This window comes from Acidovorax sp. SUPP950, assembly GCF_030158935.1.
Taxonomy (GTDB): Bacteria; Pseudomonadota; Gammaproteobacteria; order Burkholderiales; family Burkholderiaceae_C; genus Paracidovorax.
This window is the reverse complement of the sequence record NZ_BQXE01000001.1, coordinates 74,328-91,018: the sequence shown is the minus strand read 5'-3', so window position 1 is coordinate 91,018 and position 16,691 is coordinate 74,328. Positions and strand designations below refer to the sequence as shown.

Annotated in this window: 22 protein-coding genes; all 22 read left to right on the top strand. The window is 61.1% G+C overall.

Going from position 1 to position 16,691, the window contains the following annotated elements; all coding sequences use genetic code 11:
* Positions 1-290 precede the first annotated feature (290 nt).
* The 22 genes from AVME950_RS00450 (at position 291) to AVME950_RS00345 (ending at position 16,390) form a co-directional block, all read left to right on the top strand.
* Entirely contained in the window at positions 291-779 is a 489-nt protein-coding gene (locus AVME950_RS00450) for a hypothetical protein (RefSeq protein WP_284428326.1), read from the top strand.
* Positions 780-797: 18 nt separating this feature from the next.
* Positions 798-1,592, top strand: a complete 795-nt coding sequence (locus tag AVME950_RS00445) for a hypothetical protein (protein ID WP_284428325.1) — start codon at positions 798-800, stop codon at positions 1,590-1,592.
* Positions 1,593-1,918: 326 nt separating this feature from the next.
* Positions 1,919-2,788 carry a restriction endonuclease gene (locus AVME950_RS00440; protein WP_284428324.1) on the top strand — a complete coding sequence of 290 codons (870 nt, stop codon included), beginning with the start codon at positions 1,919-1,921 and terminating at the stop codon, positions 2,786-2,788.
* A gap of 179 nt (positions 2,789-2,967) precedes the next feature.
* Positions 2,968-3,207, top strand: coding sequence for a hypothetical protein (locus AVME950_RS00435; protein WP_284428323.1), 240 nt, complete (start codon positions 2,968-2,970; stop codon positions 3,205-3,207).
* A gap of 5 nt (positions 3,208-3,212) precedes the next feature.
* Positions 3,213-3,512 carry a hypothetical protein gene (locus AVME950_RS00430; RefSeq protein WP_284428322.1) on the top strand — a complete coding sequence of 100 codons (300 nt, stop codon included), beginning with the start codon at positions 3,213-3,215 and terminating at the stop codon, positions 3,510-3,512.
* Positions 3,513-3,737: 225 nt separating this feature from the next.
* Positions 3,738-4,472 carry a DUF3577 domain-containing protein gene (locus tag AVME950_RS00425; RefSeq protein ID WP_284428321.1) on the top strand — a complete coding sequence of 245 codons (735 nt, stop codon included), beginning with the start codon at positions 3,738-3,740 and terminating at the stop codon, positions 4,470-4,472.
* Between the two features lie 380 nt (positions 4,473-4,852).
* On the top strand, positions 4,853-5,491 hold the full coding sequence (locus tag AVME950_RS00420; protein ID WP_284428320.1) for a DUF3275 family protein: 639 nt from the start codon (positions 4,853-4,855) through the stop codon (positions 5,489-5,491).
* A gap of 488 nt (positions 5,492-5,979) precedes the next feature.
* The gene (locus tag AVME950_RS00415; RefSeq protein ID WP_284428319.1) at positions 5,980-6,264 is read left to right on the top strand and encodes a hypothetical protein; all 285 of its coding nucleotides are present in this window, start codon (positions 5,980-5,982) and stop codon (positions 6,262-6,264) included.
* Positions 6,265-6,460: 196 nt separating this feature from the next.
* Positions 6,461-6,769, top strand: coding sequence for a hypothetical protein (locus AVME950_RS00410; RefSeq protein WP_284428318.1), 309 nt, complete (start codon positions 6,461-6,463; stop codon positions 6,767-6,769).
* Between the two features lie 87 nt (positions 6,770-6,856).
* Complete coding sequence (locus AVME950_RS00405; RefSeq protein ID WP_284428317.1) at positions 6,857-7,987, top strand: DUF6094 domain-containing protein; 1,131 nt, start codon at positions 6,857-6,859, stop codon at positions 7,985-7,987.
* A gap of 74 nt (positions 7,988-8,061) precedes the next feature.
* On the top strand, positions 8,062-8,313 hold the full coding sequence (locus AVME950_RS00400; RefSeq protein WP_284428316.1) for a hypothetical protein: 252 nt from the start codon (positions 8,062-8,064) through the stop codon (positions 8,311-8,313).
* Between the two features lie 256 nt (positions 8,314-8,569).
* Entirely contained in the window at positions 8,570-8,950 is a 381-nt protein-coding gene (locus tag AVME950_RS00395; protein ID WP_284428315.1) for a hypothetical protein, read from the top strand.
* Between the two features lie 82 nt (positions 8,951-9,032).
* A complete protein-coding gene (locus AVME950_RS00390; protein ID WP_284428314.1) occupies positions 9,033-9,365 on the top strand; it encodes a hypothetical protein in 333 nt (110 codons plus the stop codon).
* A gap of 125 nt (positions 9,366-9,490) precedes the next feature.
* Positions 9,491-9,895: a hypothetical protein gene (locus AVME950_RS00385; RefSeq protein ID WP_284428313.1), complete on the top strand. Its 405-nt coding sequence runs from the start codon at positions 9,491-9,493 to the stop codon at positions 9,893-9,895.
* A 237-nt stretch (positions 9,896-10,132) separates the two neighbouring features.
* Positions 10,133-10,507, top strand: coding sequence for a hypothetical protein (locus AVME950_RS00380; protein ID WP_284428312.1), 375 nt, complete (start codon positions 10,133-10,135; stop codon positions 10,505-10,507).
* Positions 10,500-10,754 carry a hypothetical protein gene (locus tag AVME950_RS00375; protein ID WP_284428311.1) on the top strand — a complete coding sequence of 85 codons (255 nt, stop codon included), beginning with the start codon at positions 10,500-10,502 and terminating at the stop codon, positions 10,752-10,754. Before AVME950_RS00380 ends, AVME950_RS00375 begins: the two co-directional genes overlap by 8 nt.
* Positions 10,755-10,825: 71 nt before the next feature.
* Positions 10,826-11,428 (top strand): hypothetical protein, encoded by a 603-nt coding sequence (locus AVME950_RS00370; protein WP_284428310.1) that lies wholly within the window; start codon positions 10,826-10,828, stop codon positions 11,426-11,428.
* Between the two features lie 105 nt (positions 11,429-11,533).
* On the top strand, positions 11,534-13,930 hold the full coding sequence (locus AVME950_RS00365; RefSeq protein ID WP_284428309.1) for a DEAD/DEAH box helicase family protein: 2,397 nt from the start codon (positions 11,534-11,536) through the stop codon (positions 13,928-13,930).
* A gap of 144 nt (positions 13,931-14,074) precedes the next feature.
* A complete protein-coding gene (locus AVME950_RS00360; protein WP_284428308.1) occupies positions 14,075-14,530 on the top strand; it encodes a hypothetical protein in 456 nt (151 codons plus the stop codon).
* Between the two features lie 148 nt (positions 14,531-14,678).
* Complete coding sequence (locus AVME950_RS00355; protein ID WP_284428307.1) at positions 14,679-15,599, top strand: DNA-binding protein; 921 nt, start codon at positions 14,679-14,681, stop codon at positions 15,597-15,599.
* Positions 15,600-15,611: 12 nt separating this feature from the next.
* Positions 15,612-15,980, top strand: a complete 369-nt coding sequence (locus AVME950_RS00350) for a hypothetical protein (protein WP_284428306.1) — start codon at positions 15,612-15,614, stop codon at positions 15,978-15,980.
* Positions 15,977-16,390 carry a hypothetical protein gene (locus AVME950_RS00345; RefSeq protein WP_284428305.1) on the top strand — a complete coding sequence of 138 codons (414 nt, stop codon included), beginning with the start codon at positions 15,977-15,979 and terminating at the stop codon, positions 16,388-16,390. Before AVME950_RS00350 ends, AVME950_RS00345 begins: the two co-directional genes overlap by 4 nt.
* Positions 16,391-16,691: the final 301 nt, after the last annotated feature.

Genomic DNA, 16,691 nt, shown 5'->3' with positions numbered 1-16,691 from the left:
AGCGAGCTCGCGCCGCGGGGCGGGCGTATGCCCGGGCCCGCGGGCAAATCTCGTTCGCAGCGCATGCATTCCTGGTGGCAGGGCGGTACATCGCGGCAGCGATTCGCCGTGCCCGCGTCGAGCGCCATCACCCAGCGAGCCCGGCCCATGCCGAGACCGCCAACGTGGTAGCGCTTTCGTCTGTGCGTCGCACTGCTGCAGGAAAGTAGCAGCTGCATCCGCATCGTCCGAACCCATCTCCAGGCTGTGCCCGGAGGTGGGTTTTTTCTTTCTGAGAGAGGAAAGAACCCATGTCCACTCGCTGCGCAGCGCATTCCGGCGATGGTGACCGGTCAATCTGGCTCCATAAATACCCACAGCAGGTATCCTCAGTCAGCGGCCGCAAGCGGCCACAACCTGTCATTCATCGTCATTCTTCAAATTCGATGCAATCTGCGATTTCCGTCAACGCTGCGCTTGATGAATTGGCGACTTTGTCAGGCCAGGACATTGCCGTGGTGGGCATTCTGCGTTTCGAGTTCGAGAGGACGGCTCTCGACCATTTCCCAAAGGCTGAACGCCGCACCGAGAACGATGACGGCCCGCTCGAGCCATCAAGTGTGTGGCTGAGTGTTGGGTCAGGCGCATTGCAATTCAACAAAGAGCAGCTTCTGAGATGGCATGGCAAACGAGTCACGGTCCTCGGCACTCTGCTCAGGCCCAACGAGCAGCTTGGAGGCTGCGGCCATTTTTCCGCATGGCCTGCCGAGGTGCTGGCCCGCTCCATAGAGCGGCTCTAGTCGACCATAAGCAGACGCGTGCTCTTCCTCTCCCGTACTTTAAAAACCACTGCTGTATCCCCTCACATGCCTCGTCGCGCTGAATTGCAAGGTGTAGCCAACGACTTCGTGCATTGGTTTTTAAGTCGAAACAACGACGCTGGCGGATACTGGGCGGTCGGAAAATTGCGTCTCCTATGTGAGCAGAACGATTTCAAGAGTTTGAACCTGAAAATCTGGCCGCTCGCCATGCACCCCAGTGCGGAATCTACCTCAAATTGGGCGCAATCATATTCACAGGTTCTGTCGGCTTTTTTGGCTGGGCATAGGTTTCCAAAGACATGGCTGGTATTCGGTTCGTTGGCTCTTGAGTTTGAGCCGATGAGTGGGATGCGTGCAATTGGTAGTTCAGAGGCTGGCACGAGGTTCCAATTAACCCTGGAATTGGTCACCGACGTTGGCAAAAAATACATCGCCTCAGGTGTTGGGAATTGTCTACCTCACAATCCGAACTTAGAGCGCAGAAGCCTTTTCTCCGCATTGAGGCAGCTTCCGACCGAACAGATGGAGCAGCCTGGCTTTCGGCCAACTGCAAACATCCAACCGATGAAAATAGGCCCTCGCTACCTGCACAAAAGTAGGTCCTTCTCTGGTTCCATGGAGGAGACGGCTGCACTCTCGGAATCCTTGGCGAGCGCTCCCGGGTTGCTTTCCATTGAGGCCATCGAAAAACATCACAAAGGGGGCAATCTCGCAACCCTTGAAGTCGACGGCTCTTGCCTGGACGACTTCCTCAAATACATGGACTCTCAGGGTTGGATAGACGCATTCTGAGTGGATGGAACGTCTGCTTTAAGAAAAGTCGGAGGACAGCTGTGGGCGCAAAGCCGCCTTTCAGAAGTGCCGGCTGAAAGTCACCATTGGTTTGCTGTAGCGGCTGCTGGAAATCGTGGTGCCTGCCTACGGCAGGCTAAGGTTTGCTGACTTAACGCGTGCCAGGTTTCATGGAATTTTTATACTTGGACGTTTGCACAGGTCATCGCCTGCAAGGCAATGCTGCAAGCGGACTCCAAGAGGAATCAGTGTCCAGAATATCCCGCAGGGTCCAGTTTATCCCGCAGGTTTTTCGGTCGAAATTGCGTTAGCTCTCACAGGAACCTATGGACGCGAATCTGTACGCCGAAGCTATTGAGTACGAGCTGCTCACGCAAGCCATATATCAAGCCATCCTTGCTGAGGAGGGCAACCGCACCGTATCTGTCCAACACAACGTCTCGATCGCAGGCCGGTCCGGGGTAGAACATCAGGTGGATGTGTATTGGGAATTCAAGCAGGCTGGCGTTACTCATAAGGTCCTGATCGAGTGCAAGAACTACGCTTCGAATCTGACTTTGGAGAAGGCCCGGAACTTCTTTGCGGTCGTGCACGATATTGGCAACTGTGTCGGCATCATGGTCACAAAGACTGGGTACCAATCTGGCGCCGCAGCTTTCGCCAAGCACTATGGATTGGCGTTGAAGCTGTTGCGGAAGCCAACGGCTGCGGACTGGAAGGGCCGAATCAGGAAGGTCCAAATCAACATGGTTCCGCGCGTCCCGGTCTCAACCGAAGAACGCCCCATCACGTGTCACTTGGCCGTGCGACCTGCCTCCGATCAACAGGAGGCGAGGTTGAAGGCGGCAGCAGCGAAGAACCCTGCGCTGGTGAACGCAGACCCATCGATGCAGTTCTTGAACAAGGACGGCGAGCCGGTCACTGAGGAACTTCATTGGTGGATTCCGAGACAGCTCAATGTCATGGACCGCCCGGACGGAGGGCCGTACAAGCAACCAGTCGAACTCAAGGATCACTATGTGCAAGTTGACCTAGGGGAGGGTCAGGAACTTGTACAGGTAATCGGCGTTGTCCTTGAGTTCTACGTCGAGACTCTAGACGCGTCGCAAGTCATCGTGGATGCTGGAGAGACTGTCTGCGCCATTCTCAAAGATTTTGAGAGCGGGGAGTGGCAGCACGTGCGAAGTGAGAGCTAACGCCTGCTTTCACCTGCCACCACCGACCGCTAGTGGCCGAATTCTGCCCTAGAGGAGCGCCTGGACAGTGGGATCGGCAATCTGTCATCGGTGCCGGCATAGTGGTCAGGTCGAAATGGACTCAGTGTTCAGGTGCGTCCGGAATGCGCACTGCGCGGTCACTGGGTACGAGTCGCGACATGGCAGCGCATGTCACACGGTTCCGGCGCCTCGCCACGGGGATCTGCAACATCCAACCAGGACTGCTCGATCTCACGGGCGAGGACAGGACGACTCTGGCCAGAGCGCTGGAAGTGTTGTACCGCGCAGCGAGCGCCTGCGGTAAGGCCGCAAAGCTCAATGCGGTGGGCGAAAAGCAGCATGAGAAGCGCGTGGCCGAGGCACGGGAGATGGTGATTGGCGCCGTTTCGCGAAGTTGAAGGCCGTGGACGACATCGTGGCCTTCATAGCGACGCAGGCGTCCCACCAGGTCACACAGAGCCCTCGCGTCGACAACGTACATGCCGCACGCTACTTCGTGATGGAGCTGTTCAGGTTGTGCCTCATCACAAGCCTCGCTTCCGAGATCGCTCTCCGGCCGGCACCGCTGCAAGTCACGTTGGAGGCGCGCTGGATGGAGTTTGTGCGCGAAGCGCCGAGGCTCAAGCAGGTATATGCCATCACCATCAGCGATTTGCACCGCTACCTCGCGAGCGAGTCCACGCCATCTGTCAACCCTGTTTGACGATACCGATGGCGTAGCGCTAGTCTTGCACCCGTGAACCGCCGAAAGGCACCACGCAGCGGCTGAGCTCTTGAGAGCCGCACACATGAAGCCCTCCCGGGCACCATGCAGAGCACTTGTCTTTCGTAACCCGGATGGGGACACAGCCGCCCCATCCGAGCCTTACGGCCCGGTTGTGTGCGTCTGCGCTCCTCGTCCATTTTTTTGGAACTTTGGAGCAACACCATGCAAACTGCACAACAGCAACCCCGTGAGTTTTTCAACCTGCACACCAGCGGTATCGGTTACCTCAACCGCGTTCGCTGGGTGGAGACGCAAGGTCGTGGACGAAAGGCGGAACCGTTCCTCGCGTGCAGCATCTCTGCATTGCGTGGCTCGGCGGATGCCGTCGACTACACCTACTTCGACCTCCGCGTCAGCGGTGAGGAGGCGATCAATCTGATCGACGGTCTCCAGGATGTGGTGAACGAACGCCGCAAGGTGCTCGTGAGCTTCAAGATCAGTGACATCTATCCTCACCTCTACGACCGAGACGTGCGTGACCAGCAAACCGGACGCCCTACCGGGCATAAGGAAATGGCCACGCTCATCAAGGGAAGACTGATCCTGATCAACTCCATCAAGGTGGACGGCGAGCAGGTGTATGTCCGGCCTTCCAACGAAGATGGGAGCCATGTCGGTGAAGAGTCGCAGGGCGACGATCACCCTATGGATGGCGATGCCTCCGACTCCACGCACTTCGAGCGCTCCGCGCGCGAAGAGATGGATCAGGAAGCGCCTCATCCTCGTCAATCGGCCGCACCGCAGCAGCGGTCGTCCGTGACGCCGATGGCGCAACGTCGCGCTGTATCACCGCAATCGCGGCCTGCAGTGCCGGCGCAGCAGCCTCGGCAGCCTCTGCGCTCCATCGCGAGCGGCAGGCAACCTCGTGCTGAGCACCGCGAACCCGCGGAGGCTTAAGCAGTGAACCACCCCTCGGAACCGCTAGCGGTTCCGAGGGGAAGTTCCGCCAGACAGACAAGAATTCACGCCCTTTTGCGCTATGCTCACGGCTCCAAGTGTTTGCCGGTGTCACACAAGCCGGCGGCCAGTTTTCTGGCGCGGCACGTGAGCCTCTGAGACGCGCACGCCTTCGGGCTGAGGCACATTTGAAGACCAATCCCCTCCCTCGTTGACGCACACCTCGATAGGGACGGTCGGATTTCCGGCGGCTTGGAAAACCTCCGGCGACATCAAACTTACACCCCTTGCGCGGTCACGTGCACGGGGTGTTTTTCATTCATCACCTGCGGGGCCGCGCCCCGTGTGGCGAGTGCCCCCTTCACGAGGAGCACCCCCCCATGATCAAGTTGTCCGGCGTGACCCTGCGGATCAAGAAAATGACCGGCCGCAACGGCGACTTCTGCGTCGCAGACTTGCAATCGGACATCGGCGAATTCAAGGTCAAGGACGCGCTGCTCGATCAGTTCGATGACGGCGAATACACCGGCACCGTGTGGATCAGCGAGATCTACCTGGCCCAGTACATATCGTTCGGGAAAGGCGTGACCGAGATCCGCGCCAGGCTGCACGACCTGCAGCTTGATGGTGCGCGAGAGCGGCCGCACGACCACGAACCCCTTGAGCCGGATCCAGTGGACGAAGTCGCCACGGCGGTTGCACCTGCACCGGCGCCTATCGCAGTGACCGCACCTGCACCTGAAGAGAGCCGTCTCGGCAAGCTCCGTGAGCGCCTCGCGACGGTCGGAAAGAAGCCTGCGCCGCCAGCGCCCGAGCCTGTCGAGAAGCGTGACGATTCCGACGACCGCGAGATGGCCGTCCTGTTCGGGGAACTTTGGCTGTCCATCGAGGCGCGAGAGCCCGTGAAACTCGATCCAACCGTTGAACGTTCCGTGCTTCGTGCCCAGTCCGCCGCGATCCGCCAGCTGGGCTACTCGCTCGATCCGATCAAGCAGATCTTCATGCCGGCCACGGCCTGACGACGAGAAACAGCCCGCCAGCAGCGGGCTGTCCATTGCGCCCACTCGGGTGCACCGGACAGCGCGCAGCGCGCAGCAATGCGCACGGCGGCATGAGAACCAGGGTGGCTGCGACCTGATGCGCAGCGGCTTTGCGATGAGGCGGAAACCGGCGAGAGCGAAGCCAATCCGACCCGCGCGCCTTTCCTTGGCCATCTGAGCTCCTTGCGATGGCTGGCCTGCTCGATGCGGCCTGGAGCACTGTGAAACGGGAACTGATGGGTTCCCAGAGCGACTGCCGGCGACGGCGGTTTCTGTGGGAAACCATCTGACCATTTAGGAATGGTTTCGAGCACATTGAGCCCTGCGAATGTACATAGCGGTCCTCCGCTAGGGCGCGATCTTTTCAACCGTGTACGTCGTGCGGCGCCTTTTGCGCAGCGCGCTTTTGCAACCCTCGGGGACCTCGTCCCCTTGGGACGGTGGCCTCCGCAACCTTGGAGACCACCATGAGCTCACCGCTACCGTCGATGGACTGGGGCAACGAGCAGCGCGCCGGCGTGCATGCTGCATTCAATCGCTGGATCGCCTCGTGCACCGAGGACGACTACCAGAAGCTGATGGCTCTTCGTGAAGCCGTCGCACCGGGAGATGTCTGCTCGATCGTCAAGCTGGTCCGAGCGTGCTACGCACGTCTGGAGCTGCTTGAAGGTCTGCCGGCGAGCCTGGTTCAACTACTGCAAGAGCGGAATTTGCCGCCACCTTCCTCTGCCGCGCAAGCTGGCGAAGGATAGGCAGCGCATCCCGCGCATCGAGCTCTTCGAGGAGATGGACCATGTCCAGATCCTCGTGGGCCGTGCCTTCAATCACCCTGAATGTGTTGCGCTGATCGGTCATCCGAAAAGTGTCGCACGAATCTTCACCAACCCGGATGGGCCGTCTCCCATCCGGGGCGCGCTTGTCCGATTTTTTCACCTATGGAGAAATCTCATGCAAGCACAAGCATTGGCGACCTCGGATCTGGCACAGCAGCAATCCATCTACCTCTGGAACGATCTGATGACGAAATCTCAAGCAATGGAAAAGACCGATGACGCGCAGCAACAGTTCGGCCTGATGGCCGGGCAGTACGGTGAGCGCTTGCCACTGGAGGTGTGCCGCTCGGCAGCGGGCTTTTACCTTGGCACCTATACCGACAGGGGCCCGTTCACGCGGGAGTCTCTCGAGTATTGGCGCAAGAAGGAACAAGCCGAAAACGCTTTGGCCACCGGCGAGTGGACCCAACGCTACGACGTTTAAAACCCCCGCGGCGCTTCGGTGCCGCCCCTCTTCAACAAGCCAGTCCCGAGTTCGCTCGGGCTGGCTTTTCTCTTTCCTGGACCGAACATGGCATTGATGTTCGCGCGCCTGGCGCGCAATTTCGTGAAGAACGGCTACTTCCCGACCGACGAGACAACGATCGAGCGTGTCGCCAACCTCCTGCGCATGCCCGAGGACGCCACTGCTCGCATGCTGGATCCTTGCTGCGGTGAGGGCACCGCTTTGGCCGACCTTCGGCAACTACTGCAAGTCCAACCCGCCGCCGGCGCCGGTGCTATCGAAACGTACGGTATCGAGCTCGACGTCGAGCGAGCTCGGCATGCTCGGAGCGTCCTCGACCGCGTGGTTCAGGCCGATGTGCATGACGTAATCGTCCGCCCCCGCAGCATGGGACTGCTCTTTCTCAATCCACCCTACGGCTACGGAGTGACCGAGGCGGCCGCGCAGCGGCAGCTGCAGGCCGAGCACGAAAAGGCCGAACGCTTGGAACGGACTTTTCTGCGGAAGACCGTACCGTACCTCGCTCATGGAGGGGTGCTGGTCTACATCGTTCCGCATTACGCCCTGGACGATGAGATCCGCGGCTACTTGGCCAGGAACTTCACCAACCTGCGCGTGTTCTCCGCGCCGGAGAGACGTTTCAAACAATGTGTCGTCATCGGGACCCGGTGTCGACCGGGATACGCCAACAAGGCGGCGCTGCAGCCGCTCATCGAAGCGCAGGCCTCGGAGGAGGGCGCGCCCATGCTGCCCGACACCTGGGAGCTCGAACCCTACGCGATCCCGCCGGCGCAGCCGGAGCAGGAACAGATCTTCCACGCTGTGCGCATCGATGAAGAGCAGCTGCAGGAAGAGCTTGCGCGCTACCGGACGAGCCTGCTGTGGGAAGGACTGAACCAGCACTTCACGCAGCGCTGCGGCACATGCCGTCCACCGCTGCGCGACCTGACGCCTTGGCATCTTGCATTGGCCCTCGCGGCCGGCCAGGTCGTCGGGCGCATCGAAGCAGCGGATGGACGTGTCTTCCTGATCAAGGGCGACACGTTCAAGCGCAAGGAACGAACGACGAACGTGGAGTTCGACAGCGAGGGCAACGCATCACAAACCGTGGTGCTGCTCGACCGATTTGTCCCCGTCATAACCGCAATCGAGTTCACACCAGATTCGCGTCTCGGCCAGATCGTGAAGATCGCCTGAGACATCCTTTTTTTTCAACCCCTGTGGGCAGTACGCCCTGGGGGTGGCTGTCCCGCCAACCCTAGGAGATAGCCATGAATCTACAAAGCAACATCGACTTCCTCAACGATCTCATGCAGTTCAGCCCGAAAGGGCCGCTCGTGCAGGTATTCATCATCAATGCCGTTCACACCGCCGCCAAGCAAGTGGCGGAGGAGCCAGACCCCAGAGTGTTCGATTCTGCGGTGTTCGACGGAAAGGTCTGGCAGGACGTAGCCAAAGACATCCTGCGGCGCATGGATGACAAGTTCGGCCGGCTTCAACCCGACGTGGTGTTGCCGGACTGACCTCGCCATACCACGCGTCTTTGCTGCCAGCGAGCAGCCTACGAACCCATCCAGATGGGTTCCCCTGACCGCCTGGCGCACCAGGCCGACAAGGGAAACCATTTGAACCTAGACCAATGGTTTCAGCACGTTGAGCTCTGAAAACGTGCAACCCGGTTCACGCCGGCAAGAGCGCACTTCAACCACTACTTCATCAACCCAGCAGGGCAACTCCCGCTGGGGGGTGGCTCTGCATCCATGACAAGGAACTGCCACCATGAACACAAGGATGACCAAAGACCGCAGCGGCTGGACCGCATTCACGGAGCTCGAGCTCGGGAACGCACAGATGCTGCATCTGCGCACCTGTCGAAACAGCACCTCTGGACGGCTGAACACCTTCGCCACGGTGCACCAAATCACGGGACACCGGACGCTGGTGCATCGGATGGGCCTCGGCACCGGCGGCGGAGACTTTTCTGCCTCAGTGTTCGCATCGAAACCGGCGCGCTGCACCGAGTCGATCGTTCGGATCCAGCACGAGCAGGCGCTGCAGCAACTCGATTCGATCAAGCGCGACGTGTGCGAGCACTACGCGCGGTTGGAGGCCTCGGCCGCCAAGTCGCCTGCGCCGCAGCCAGCAGAGCAGCCGGCTTGACCGACAGGTCGAATGCACGCCATTTACTAACCCTGTGGGGACACGCCCCGCAGGGGGCATGCCCTCCGAACTGGAGCGATCTATGCATCTCATCGAAATAGCGCCGTCCGCCGGCGGCGCAACCGCGGCCCCGGCCCCAACGACCGAGCTCTTCCCCCTTGGCGAACTCACGGTGACACAGGGCGCCGCGCCGTACCTGTTCAGTGGAGTCATCAGCGCATTCGGAATCCTCGGTCGACACCAACGTGGCGACTGGGGTGATCTGTGCGAGCACGACAAGCGCTGCAACGATCACGCGGTGCGCTCGGGCGCGCGGATTCTGTCGGCATATCGCGTCGATGCCGCTACCCGTCTCTGGGTCATCACGGAAAGCGATAGGAGCGTCACCACAATCCTGTTGCCGAGCGAATACTGAAAAAGCACCTGGCGCAGCTCTGCGCCTCATCTCCATCCGGGAGGGCCGCCGCGTGCGGCCCATCCTGGCCAACCTCACGCAGAACTATGAAACCTACGCCATATGAACCGTCACCGAACGCGCCCATGGCTCCCGAGGTCGGCGATCGGTACGTCAATGTCATCCCGGAAGTGGATCTCGATCATTCCAGTCAGGAGCGGCTCACCGCGCCGGGTCATGAATGGCGCGTCACGGACATCCAGAGCGACTACGTGACCATCGTTTGCGACGCCACCGGCGCGGCGATCAATCCAACCTATGCCGAGCTCTCCGCCAGCGTCGAGTTCGTGAAGCTGCAGCCGCCTGCGGAAATCCTGGTCATTGAACCGCGGGACTTGCCGCGCTGGCAAATGGTGGATTCCTACATCGCTCAGATGTCGATCTCGCCGCAGGACGTGAGCGTGGATTTCACCTCCGCCAACTTTCAGGCTGATGGTCTGCACGTCAACGGCCTGGTCGATTTCTTCGTTCCGGCGCACGTGTATCGCTGACAGCGATTCCTCCGCGCCATGCGCGAGCTCTTCAAACCGGCGTCAGCCGGTTTTCCATAGCGACGGCTACCCCGCTATGGAAAACCGCTTGAACCCATCTCCAAGGCGGTTTTGGAGCGCACTGAAGCCAAGCAAGTGCGCAGACCCATCCAGGTCCTGGCTTTTCACCTTCACCCACCCCTGCGGGCACGTCCCGTTGGGGGCATGTCTCGCGCCCATCTTCACAAGGAGCGAACCATGACGAACGACACCATCTACTTTCCGGCCGAAGACGGCCCACGCGCGCTCACGATCGTCCAGCTGGATGATTCGATAGAGGTGCATCTCTCTACCTGCAGGCAATCCCGCGGCTGCCTGGCCACGCGTGCCCTGACGTATCGGAAGCACGGCATGACGCTCGTGCATTCCTCCAGCCATGACAGTGGCTGCGGCGACTTCCGAGAGACGATCGCGGCCGTTCCGGTCTCCGACGTCACCGAGGCGGACGTGAGGGAATTCCACGAGCGGGCGCTGATCCAGCTTCCGCTCGTGCGGATCGCCATCGATCTTCACTATGCAAAGCAGCGTTCCATCGATCTCGCTTTGGCGGGTGAGGAGCGCGGCCATGGATGACTTGGAACACTACGCCCGCGCCGTCATCGGCAACTGGGAGTTTGGCAACCTCTCCGGTGCGTTGAACGATCTGGATCAGTGCCTTCGGCACCTGGACCAGGACCGCAAGTGCGCTGCGCCGGAAATCGCCCGGGCCCACGAGCTCTACGAATCCGAAACCTGCGCGATCAGCGATGCGCCCCTGGTGAGCCGTGCTGAGGACGACACCTGGATTTCGGTATGGGTGTTCGTGTCCCCCGGGGACTGACACTCATCTCTCTCAAACCCTCTGCGGGGCGCCCCCCGGGGGGGCGGCTCCGCAGCTTCACGGAGCCATCCATGATCGACACCACCCTGTACCGCATCGAAGGCTTCGCCGACCTCTGGGTCGACGCCTGCCTGCGTGACGACGGAGGGGAACTGATGTTTCTCTCGTTCTACGGCCGCGACGCGTCTGCGATGCAGTTCGTCGCGGCTGTGGAGCTGGGAAGCAAAGCAGAGGCGGGAATCACCCAGTTCAGCCTCACGAACGCGCTCGGCCAACGCCAGAACGTTGGCATCGGTGCCACGGAGCGCCTGGCCAAGCACAGCGGAAGACTTCCGCGGCAAAACCTGTTCGGGCCACTGTCGCAGACCTGGATCTACGACAAGCGGATGCGGGAGGTCGACAAGGCCAACCGCATCGGCTGGATCGTGAGCCAGGCCGACCAGGCCGTCGATGCTTCGGCCTGGGCGCTGCTCAAGGAGCTGTCGCCGATCGCGCTGCTCGATACCTGGCAGGTGCCCCTGATGGCGTGGTGCCGGGACAAGGGCGCCATGGCGGCGCTCGGAACCGAGCTCTACCCGCCCGTTGGGCGAATCGCGGCCACGCGCGTCAGCGTGTCCGACCACTTCGTACGGCACGTCAGTGTCAGCGTGCGGTCGGGTCTGCTTTCCGCCTGACCTTCAAACCAGATGGCGCTGCATCCGCAGGGCCAAAGTTTCTTTCAACCACATGAGCGATCACCCGGTCTCGGGCGATCGCTCTTTTCATTTCTGGAGCAACACATGAACGCTACTCTCTTCGACATCCCTGAGACAAACTCTGCGCCGGCAGACGCTCCCATCACCGCGCCCGCAGCAGCTGCGCCTTCTGACATCGGGTCCGCCGGCGTGGCCACGGATCCGCGGGAAGATGGCGCGGCCGACGTCTTCGATGAAACCATCGCCCTGGGGGACTTCATTCGCAGCTTCGGCCAGGGCTTGCTGCAGCAGGTCCGGGCTCAGCATCCTCCCGTGTACGTGCCCGATCGTGACCAGGTCACCGAGGCCTGGCAGCGCCGAAAGCAGATCCTCGGATTGCTCAAACGCAAACCGTTTGAGCCGCAGGCGGATGCTGTCCAGGCCATCGTCAAGCTGCTGGTCGACCAGGACGCGCCTGCGGCCGTGTTGAACGCGGAAATGGGCACCGGCAAGACCATGATGGCGATCTGCGCGTCAGCGCTCATGCAAGAAAGCCATCCGCGCACCCTGGTGATCTCTCCGCCCCACCTGGTGTACAAGTGGCGACGGGAGATCTTGGAAACTGTACCGAACGCGCGGGTGTGGGTGCTCAATGGTCCCGACACGCTGCGCAAGCTGCTGGCGCTGCGCGCCCGTCTCGGTCTGAAGAGCTCGCAACCGGAGTACTTTGTGCTGGGCCGGGTACGCATGCGCATGGGATTTCACTGGCGCCCCTCGCTCATCGAGCGGCGCATCGTGGTGGACGGCGATCGCCTGGCGGTGGCCTGCTGCCCCGACTGCATGCGTCCGGTCGAGTCGAAGGCGGGTGATGGCGAGCACATGCCCATGTCCATGGAACTCGCGAAGGCGGTGTTCGGGGATCGACGCATGCGCTGCGAACACTGCGGCTCCACGCTCTGGACGTTGGTCCGGGCGGGCCGGCCCATCGAATCGATGCACGACGTGGTTCACGGCGCGCTCCAGCAGTTGCCCACGATCGGTCCGGCTTCGGCGACCAAACTCCTTAAGATCTTCGGCGACCAGACTCTGGCGGCGATGCTGGAAGACAACGTGTATGAGTTCGTCAACCTGATGGACGAAAACGGGGATCTCGTGTTCAGCGACCGCCAGGCCAAGCGCATGGAACGCTCGCTTGCGAACTTCGAGTTCTCGATCGGGCAGGGAGGCTACCAGCCGACCGAGTTCATCAAACGCTATTTGCCGCGGGACTACTTCGGCCTTCTGGTCGTCGATGAGGGCCACGAGTACAAGAATGAAGGGTCGGCCCAGGGCCAAGCCATGGGCGTTCTGGCCAGCCAGTGCAGCAAGGTGCTGCTGCTGACCGGCACGCTGATGGGAGGTTACGCGGATGACCTGTTTCACTTGCTGTGGCGAGTGAACCCACGAGCCCTGATTGAGGACGGTTTCCGGCCTTCCAAGGCGGGATCCATGGCATCGGCGACGATGGGCTTTATGCGGGCGCATGGCGTGCTCAAGGACGTCTACAAGGAGTCGTCGGCATCGTCGCACCGAACGGCGAAGGCGAGGAGCCTCACCGTGCGCACCAGCAAGGCGCCAGGCTTCGGCCCGGTCGGCCTGATGCGCTATGTGCTGCCGATGACCGTTTTTCTGAAGTTGCGCGACATCGGCCAGAAGGTGCTTCCGGCCTACACCGAGAGCTTCATCGACGTCGAGATGGCGCCGGCGCAGGCCGAGGCATATACCAAGTTGTCGGTGACTCTTGTCGGCATCCTCAAGATGGCCCTGGCCATCGGTGACAGCACCCTGCTGGGCGTGGTGATGAACGTGCTGTTGGCTTGGCCAGAATGCTGCTTCCGCTCTGAAACTGTCCGCCACCCTCGCACAAAGGCCGTGCTGGCGATTCAGCCGGCCGTCTTCGAGGAGACGGAGTGCATGCCCAAGGAAGCGAAGCTGCTCGATCTGTGCGCAGGGGAGAAGGCCCGCGGGCGTAAGGTCCTCGTCTACTCGATCTACTCGGGAACACGGGACACCACGGCCAGGATCAGGATGCTGCTCGAAGCCCGGGGATTCAAGGTAGGCGTCCTGCGCGCGAGCGTAGATGCGTCCAAACGCGAAGACTGGGTCGCCGACCAAGTCGATCGCGGGATCGACGTGCTCGTGACGAACCCCGAGCTCGTCAAGACCGGCCTGGATCTTCTCGACTTCCCGACGATCGTCTTTATGCAATCGGGCTTCAACGTCTATACGGTGCAGCAGGCCGCGCGCAGATCCTGGCGGATCGGGCAGCAGCACGACGTTCGCGTCGCGTTCCTCGGCTACGCCGGCACCAGCCAGATGGACTGCCTGCGCTTGATGGGCAAGAAGATTGCCGTGTCCCAGTCCACATCCGGCGAGATGCCGGAAAGCGGGCTTGACGTACTCAACGAATCGGAAGGCGAGAGCATCGAAGTGGCCCTGGCCAGGGAACTGCTCTCCGCCTGACGATCGCAGGACGTTCGTCCGCAACATCCGCCGCGCTGCCGGCGGTCTCCAACACATCCACCCTGTTTCATGACATCCCCTCCGCTTCGGCGGAGGGGAGGGTGGAGTGCGCTATTTCCCCGACTCTGTTTCAGGAAGATCACGATGAACGAAACCGAAGCATTCGAGGCCAGGTACCGATATCTGGTGCAACTGAATAGTGCGCGAAGCGTTGGCGAGCTCGCCGCAGCGCGGGCAGCGGAGCTCGCTCTCCAGGCACTTCGTCCGGAGCTTGCAGGGCTCGACCTATGCAGTTGCTCTGGGTGGATGGCCGGGGCCAAGGCATTGCTGTGCGGACTGCCGCCAGGCAGTGCGCTGGTCGATGCCGCATGCGACGGCCTGGTCGTCCTCATCGAGGGCGAAGTGGTGGGATTGCCGCAGCTCATGAATGCCGCCTCTGCTTATCACACGGAAAACGGATACCCGGTACTTGGACGCGATGCTGGCGAGCATCACTGGGATGGCGAGAAAAAATGCTGGGAGGCTCATCGCCCGGCGCATGCGCGGGACGTACTGCTGCTCCCAAGCTGGACCACAGTTCAGTTCGTAGAGGTCGTTTGACGTCTGACCCAGGGCATCGCAAGGTGACCCTGGGCAGTTTTCTCACTCAACTGGACAACGCGCTAATCTCCGGGAAAAAAAAGGTCGATTGTTGTTGTAATGCGCAATACAATACATACAACAAACAACAATGTGACGGAGACCGTTGATGTCTAGTGAAGCAACCATTACTGAAAAATTGATCCTGCAGGCTTGCGACGATCTCGCAAAAGAGGGAGTTCGTGTCACGAATGAATCGGTCCGAACGCGCCTTGCGTTGATGACCAGCACTAAGGGGGGAAGCTACGCGACGATTGGGCCCGTCGTTCGCGCGTGGAACGAACGCCGCAAGACTGCAGCAGCGGCCAGCGGCGCACGCGAACCGGCGCCGCAAATCGTGCTGGACAAACTGCACGCATGGTCCTCCGATCTGTGGGCTGCTGCGCTCAAGCTGGCAGATGATCGGCTCGCGGCCGAACGCGATGCACTTGATCGTGCCAGAGCCGAACTGGAGGGCGAAGCGGCGGAAGCCCTGGACTTGGCTGAACGACGCGAGGCCGAGCGCGATGAGGCGCGCCGGGCTGCGGCCGCCGAATCGGACCAGCTACGCGCGTCATTGCGGGCAGCACAGGCCGAAGCGGGCGATCAAGCCGCCAGGGCGGCAGCGGCCGAGGCCAGGGCCACGGAGATCGCGGTTCGCGTGGAGGATCTGCAAGCTCGTCTCCAAAGAGAGGAGTCGAGCCACAAGTCGGTGAGCGATGAGCTCACGATGACGCGATCGGTCATTGCCCGGCTTGAGCAGCAGTCCGAAGATCAGTCGCGCCAGTTGGCAGCGGCGGTTGACGACCTCAACAAGGCGCGCAGCGCGCTCGAATCCGAACGAGATCGTGCGAGGGAGGAACTTGCGGGGGAGCGCCGGCGCATGGAGTCGGCCGTGGACGAATTGAAGCGCGATTTGGCTTCGGCGCGCCAGGAAACGCTGGAATCGACGACCCAGCTTGCGCGCGCTGGCGGTCGCGTCGAAGTACTCGAAGCACAGCTGGTCAGGTTGCAATCGGCCGAGCCGAAGGCGCCCACGAAGCAAAAATAGCATGGAGGCCATATGAAAGTTGAACAAACCAAAAGAACAACGACCGCGGAGAAGGACGCGGCGGTCATTGCCGTCCTTCGCGCCGCCGAGGCGCCGCTGACTACGTCGGAGATTGCACGGCACATCGGCGCTGTTTGGTGCTATCCCGACCTGATACCAAACACTTCCGCCGTGAGCCTTTCGCTGGCCCGCATCGGCGCAGTACGGGACGAGCTTCGACGCTATCGACTGCCTGCTGAGCCAGCATCGCCGAGATCTGCTCGACCTCCGGCAATGAAGCGGTTGTTCAGCCGGAATCCCCTCATTTTTCGTGCGCCTACCAATGCGCGGTGGCTCGCCCGGGTGTTGGCGGGCGCAGGGGATGGGGGGACGGCGCTGTGAGTCCAAGCGAAGCGGTAGAGAAGGCGGAACAGGACGCGTTGACCATTGAGGCGCTCGAGCTTCTGCGCAGGGCCGCGAGCTACTTCGATCGCCTCCCTGCGGTGCCAACCACCCGCCAGTTGGCGAAGGAACTCGCCGAATTCGTCGAGTCCCCGAAGGCACGGGCAACCCAACGGGCAGTCATGGCGCGACAGGAAGCTACAACTGCGAAGTACGCGCACGTTTCTGCTGTCACTGGATTAACACTGTTTCAGGCAGTGGTCGCGGGAGATTCGCTGTACCTCAAAGCACCTCCGTACGGCGGCTACATCGATGACTTGGGTCGTATGCGACAACTGCATCGCGGTGTACGTTTCGAACTGAAGGCGCCACCAAGTGACTTCGCTCCGTGGCATCTTGATCTGGTCTAGTGTTTCGCGCGCTTTCGGCGGCGCAAGCCTAGAGTGCGCATTCTGGCCATGGTGATCGGTCAGTCAAGCACCATAAACACCCACAGCAGGTATCCTCAGTCAGCGGCCGCAAGCGGCCATGAGCAGACCTTAGCGGAGGCCGCAATTTCTGCTCCTAAGTAGTCATTCGAAAATGAAATTCAGCTACTCCTTTAATCGTGAGGGCGAGGTGTGCAATCTGGTGGCAGTCCGGCTGGCCGATCTGTCGCAGCTGCTCGCACGGCTGGGCACCGAAAGCCGGGATTTCAAATGAGGAAGAAGC

Coding starts and splice junctions, on each gene's coding strand:
- AVME950_RS00450 (WP_284428326.1), top strand. CDS start 291: ATGTCCACTCGCTGCGCAGCGCATTCCGGCGATGGTGACCGGTCAATC.
- AVME950_RS00440 (WP_284428324.1), top strand. CDS start 1,919: ATGGACGCGAATCTGTACGCCGAAGCTATTGAGTACGAGCTGCTCACG.
- AVME950_RS00435 (WP_284428323.1), top strand. CDS start 2,968: ATGGCAGCGCATGTCACACGGTTCCGGCGCCTCGCCACGGGGATCTGC.
- AVME950_RS00425 (WP_284428321.1), top strand. CDS start 3,738: ATGCAAACTGCACAACAGCAACCCCGTGAGTTTTTCAACCTGCACACC.
- AVME950_RS00420 (WP_284428320.1), top strand. CDS start 4,853: ATGATCAAGTTGTCCGGCGTGACCCTGCGGATCAAGAAAATGACCGGC.
- AVME950_RS00415 (WP_284428319.1), top strand. CDS start 5,980: ATGAGCTCACCGCTACCGTCGATGGACTGGGGCAACGAGCAGCGCGCC.
- AVME950_RS00410 (WP_284428318.1), top strand. CDS start 6,461: ATGCAAGCACAAGCATTGGCGACCTCGGATCTGGCACAGCAGCAATCC.
- AVME950_RS00405 (WP_284428317.1), top strand. CDS start 6,857: ATGGCATTGATGTTCGCGCGCCTGGCGCGCAATTTCGTGAAGAACGGC.
- AVME950_RS00400 (WP_284428316.1), top strand. CDS start 8,062: ATGAATCTACAAAGCAACATCGACTTCCTCAACGATCTCATGCAGTTC.
- AVME950_RS00395 (WP_284428315.1), top strand. CDS start 8,570: ATGAACACAAGGATGACCAAAGACCGCAGCGGCTGGACCGCATTCACG.
- AVME950_RS00390 (WP_284428314.1), top strand. CDS start 9,033: ATGCATCTCATCGAAATAGCGCCGTCCGCCGGCGGCGCAACCGCGGCC.
- AVME950_RS00385 (WP_284428313.1), top strand. CDS start 9,491: ATGGCTCCCGAGGTCGGCGATCGGTACGTCAATGTCATCCCGGAAGTG.
- AVME950_RS00380 (WP_284428312.1), top strand. CDS start 10,133: ATGACGAACGACACCATCTACTTTCCGGCCGAAGACGGCCCACGCGCG.
- AVME950_RS00375 (WP_284428311.1), top strand. CDS start 10,500: ATGGATGACTTGGAACACTACGCCCGCGCCGTCATCGGCAACTGGGAG.
- AVME950_RS00370 (WP_284428310.1), top strand. CDS start 10,826: ATGATCGACACCACCCTGTACCGCATCGAAGGCTTCGCCGACCTCTGG.
- AVME950_RS00365 (WP_284428309.1), top strand. CDS start 11,534: ATGAACGCTACTCTCTTCGACATCCCTGAGACAAACTCTGCGCCGGCA.
- AVME950_RS00360 (WP_284428308.1), top strand. CDS start 14,075: ATGAACGAAACCGAAGCATTCGAGGCCAGGTACCGATATCTGGTGCAA.
- AVME950_RS00355 (WP_284428307.1), top strand. CDS start 14,679: ATGTCTAGTGAAGCAACCATTACTGAAAAATTGATCCTGCAGGCTTGC.
- AVME950_RS00350 (WP_284428306.1), top strand. CDS start 15,612: ATGAAAGTTGAACAAACCAAAAGAACAACGACCGCGGAGAAGGACGCG.